General features: G+C 56.1%; 3 protein-coding genes and 1 pseudogene. 3 read left to right on the forward strand and 1 reads right to left on the reverse strand.

Features of this window, described 5'->3' with window-relative positions; translation table 11 throughout:
* Positions 1-257 precede the first annotated feature (257 nt).
* A complete protein-coding gene (locus VGE80_RS09135) occupies positions 258-1733 on the forward strand; it encodes a GDSL-type esterase/lipase family protein (RefSeq protein ID WP_440592435.1) in 1476 nt (491 codons plus the stop codon).
* Positions 1734-1799: 66 nt separating this feature from the next.
* On the opposite strand, the gene VGE80_RS09140 is transcribed toward VGE80_RS09135, so the two are convergent.
* A complete protein-coding gene (locus VGE80_RS09140) occupies positions 1800-2756 on the reverse strand; it encodes an HAD family hydrolase (protein ID WP_440592436.1) in 957 nt (318 codons plus the stop codon).
* Positions 2757-2996: 240 nt separating this feature from the next.
* Between VGE80_RS09140 and ccsA the strand changes: the two genes are divergently transcribed.
* The gene (gene ccsA / locus VGE80_RS09145; protein ID WP_440592437.1) at positions 2997-3878 is read left to right on the forward strand and encodes a cytochrome c biogenesis protein CcsA; all 882 of its coding nucleotides are present in this window, start codon (positions 2997-2999) and stop codon (positions 3876-3878) included.
* Positions 3875-4055: pseudogene (locus VGE80_RS09150) on the forward strand (glutamyl-tRNA reductase); the annotation flags it as partial. The gene ccsA and the pseudogene VGE80_RS09150, both read left to right, overlap by 4 nt.

Below are 4055 nucleotides of genomic sequence, written 5' to 3' on the forward strand. Positions count from 1 at the left end.
GGAGGCTGGGTTGTTGACGGTGTCGTTCAAAGGAGTCTCGGGGCAAATCAGAGTGCTGCGGAATAGGGGATACGCGGGCTTCAAAGGGCTGGTCTCAAGACCAGGACCGGCTTGTGGTCCGTGCTCTTACAGCTTTCACAAGGTGCGAGGACTGCGAGAGCTTTCCTTCGCATCGGCAAGTTGCTTACACGACAAACGTGGGATCTCTATCTTAACAGATTCCTGGCGGACATTCTTTTCTCGATGGAGACTTCACCGTGCGACTTTTTGCTGCCTGTTGCGTGCTCCCTCTGATTCTGGCTTCCTCACTACTGGCTCAGTCAGACAAGCCGGCTGAACCACAAAAGTATGAACTGGGGAAGGATTCCTTCCCTGTTGAGGGGGTTCCCACGGGAACCGTCACCCGGCATCAGTGGACCAGTCAAGTCTTTGAAGGAACCGTGCGGGACTATTATGTCTATGTCCCCGCGCAATATGACGCCGCCAAGCCGACTGCGGTCATGGTGTTTCAGGACGGACACGCCTATGTCAATAAAACAGGCGAATATCGCGTTCCTGTGGTGTTCGATAACCTGATCCATCAGAAGGCGATCCCCCCCATCATCGGAATCTTTATCGATCCGGGGCATCGTGGCGACTCGCCGCCTGACAGCCGCTGGCGCGCGAATAATCGAAGCTTCGAATACGACACGCTCAGCGATCAGTATTCCCGGCTACTGCTGGAAGAGATTCTGCCCGAAGTCGGCAAAAGCTATCACCTCACCAATGATCCAGCACAGCGGGCGATTTGTGGTGCCTCCTCGGGCGGGATCTGTGCCTGGACCGTCGCGTGGGAACGGCCCGATGCGTTCCGCAAAGTGCTCAGTCACATCGGCAGTTTCACGAACATCCGGGGTGGTCACAATTACCAGGCGATGATTCGCAAAACGCCCCGCAAACCGATTCGCGTCTTTCTGCAGGATGGCGATCGTGACCTGAATAACGAACATGGCAACTGGTGGCTCGCGAACCTCGAAATGGAGTCGTCGCTGAAGTTTGCCCGATACGACGTCAAGACTGTGTGGGGACACGGCGGCCACAGTGGAAATCATGGGGGGGCGATTCTGCCCGAATCCTTGCGTTGGCTCTGGCGGGCCGAAGAGGGGCCCTACCGATTTGAAAATGAGATTGCTGCGTTCATCGCACAGGACAAGTCAAATCCCCCACCCACCGGTGCCGTCCTGTTTGCAGGCTCATCGAGCATCCGGATGTGGAAGACTCTGGAGCAGGATTTTCCGGAAGCCACAGTCCTCAATCGCGGCTTCGGCGGATCTCAGATTTCAGAGAACACGTTCTTCGCAGATCAGATTGTGTTCCCCTACAAGCCGAAACTGATCGTGCTGCATGCCGGGTCGAATGATATTCACGCGGGGAAATCGCCGGAACAGGTCGCCGCTGACTTCAAGGAATATGTGGCCAAAGTTCGAAGCCGCTTACCCGATACGCGAATTGTGTTCATGGAAATCAATTCCAGTCCCGCTCGCTGGGCCGAAGCGGATCGACAGAAAGAAGCGAATCGCCTGATCCGCGAAATCTGCTCGACTGGCTCGAACCTGGGGTACATTGAGCTTTTTGACGCTTTACTGGGTCCCGACGGGAAGCCGCGCGAAGACCTGCACATTGATGACAAACTTCATCCCAATGAGGCGGGTTATAAGATCAGAGCAGAACTGGTGCGACCTCACCTCAAATGAGTCGGGACGCGAAATGAGTCAGGGCACGACGAGAGCGACCCTGATCGGTGAACGATCGTCGTCACGTCAGATCTGGAGAATCTCGCGTAACTGTGGCAACTCGGTAATCAGCCGGTGGGGCCGTGTTTCGGGGTTCTTCAGATCTTCGGGCGTGACCGCCAGACTTGTCTTGTCGTCTGCCAGCAGGACGGTCTGAAAGCCGCAGGCCTTGGCCGGTGCGAGATCCCCCTGGATACGGGTTCCGACGTGCAGGATCTCGCTTGGCTCGATTCCGATCTCCTTGAATCGCAAAATTGCCTGTGCGTAGAGTGACAGGGACGGCTTGCAGATACCCCACTCGTAGGACAAGGTGTTCAGGGATTCGGGCAGCAATTCTGTGACGTGAAACAGATTTCCCTGATGCCTGAGGGCGCGAGTCAACTGCACCAGGGTGAAGCATTGGGCATCTGCGAGTGCCACTTGTCGCAGCCCGGCCGCAGCAATGGCGTTCAGTGTGTCGAGCGCGGCGGGGGTGGCCTCTGTTCCCTGCAGGCTGGAATGGAAGAAGTAGGCGACCTTCTGTGCCAGTTCGGTCATGCTGCCGTAGAGGGATTCATCATAGCTGTAGTCCTTTTTATGCAGCATTTCGAGCAGCGTGTGCCAGACCTGGGCCGCATCGACTTCAGGAAGATCTCCTTTTTTGTTGCTGGACCTGAGTCGGATTTCTTCAATCGCATTCAGGTATTTCGGCAGAAGCAGATCCGACGGCTTTCCCGGCCGGCGGGTCATGCTGTTCCACATATTGAATTCATCGATCGTCTTTTCGATCGCTACTTCCATCCGCAGGGCCTGAGGGTGCTGGAATACCAGTTCACCGTCGGTAATTCTCAGCAGGGTTCCGTACAGGTTCCAGGTGACGGCCCGAATTCCTGGCAGGGGCTTCAGAGATGGGGTTGCCTGAACGGGTACAATTTTGGGTGGCGCAGGCCAGCGCAAATTGCGACCATCCAGCAGTTCAGCGTATTCGAGCAGGGTTTTTGCCATGATGTGGGAAACTCGTGCGACTTGCCTTCGTGGCTGCCGGAACACAAGATGTCTCTAGAGAAAGTCTCATATTCTTCGGTCGCAGGCAATCCTGGAAACGAATCTGGGGATTTGAATCTTGCTCTGGTGTGACGTACATTTCAATTCGTTGATCGGTGCGGTTTTCCAATGCAGAGTCCCCTTTGGACGATTGGACGAAGTCAACCGTTCTGAGACAGGCAATGGAAACGATCACAAGTGATGTTGAAAACAAGTGTCGTCTGTTTTCTCGCCAGCTATGGGGTGGCCTTCGCCTGCGAAGTCAGCCAGCTGAAGCGGCGCAGCACACTCAGCCGCATCGTCTCGTTCCTGTTCACCGTGGCGGGATTCGTCGCGCACACTCTCTATCTGCTGTATCGATCGCGCCAGGCGGACCTGCCTCCCCTGCTCAGTTCGGCACATGACTGGTATCTGGTACTGGCCTGGCTGGCGGTGCTGGTTCATCTGTTTGTGTCGGCCGTTGATAGCGAATTGGCGACGGGGCTGGTCGCCTGGCCCGTGATATTGGCTTTGGTGGTTGCCTCATGGTTCGTTACGGACCAGCCGGGGCACCGTCTTGACTACGATCGCGGCTGGAAGATGCTGCATGCATCGACACTGATGCTCGGTACCGTTTTCATCTTGCTTGGATTTGTGCTGAGTCTGCTGTATCTGTGGCAGCACCGCCGGTTGAAGCAACGGCAAACGTCGAATGATTCCGTCAAACTTCCGAACCTCGAGTTGATCGAACGGCTGAATCGTTTTGCCATTCTGGTGGCAGTTCCGTTTCAGATGGTGGGAATCATTTCCGGGTTCGGACTGGGGGTCTTCGCAACAGGGGGAGGAATCCCGATGACGTGGACTGACCCGGTCGTGATTGGTGGCATCTTCACGGGTCTATTAGTGGGGGTCCTCTTCGTATGGCTACTGATTCAAAAGCGGTCGCCGGGTCGACAGATCGCTCTGCGGACGGCCTGGGCATGCGGATTTCTGCTCGTGACGCTGATTGGTCTGCAAATGCTGACCGCAGCCACAAAATGGCACTCAATACATGGATCGGCACCGACTCCGTCGGCCAATGCGACGCGAGGACTGGCACCGTGAACCTGCTCGCTTTGTACTGTACTCATCAGACCACGCCGCTGAAGATCCGCGAGCGATTGGCCTTCGCGACACAGGATCAGCTCAACGCGGCCTATCAGCGGCTGAAAGAGCGTTTTCCCGAGACCGAGTCGGTCGTGTTGTCGACCTGCAATCGGGTTGAACTGTACATCGCCCGTG

Source organism: Schlesneria sp. (genome assembly GCF_036405755.1).
Taxonomy (GTDB): Bacteria; Planctomycetota; Planctomycetia; order Planctomycetales; family Planctomycetaceae; genus Schlesneria; species Schlesneria sphaerica.

Excerpts from the sequence above, each read along its gene's own strand:
- ccsA (WP_440592437.1), top strand. The coding sequence starts at position 2,997 with ATGTTGAAAACAAGTGTCGTCTGTTTTCTCGCCAGCTATGGGGTGGCC.
- VGE80_RS09140 (WP_440592436.1), bottom strand. The coding sequence starts at position 2,756 with ATGGCAAAAACCCTGCTCGAATACGCTGAACTGCTGGATGGTCGCAAT.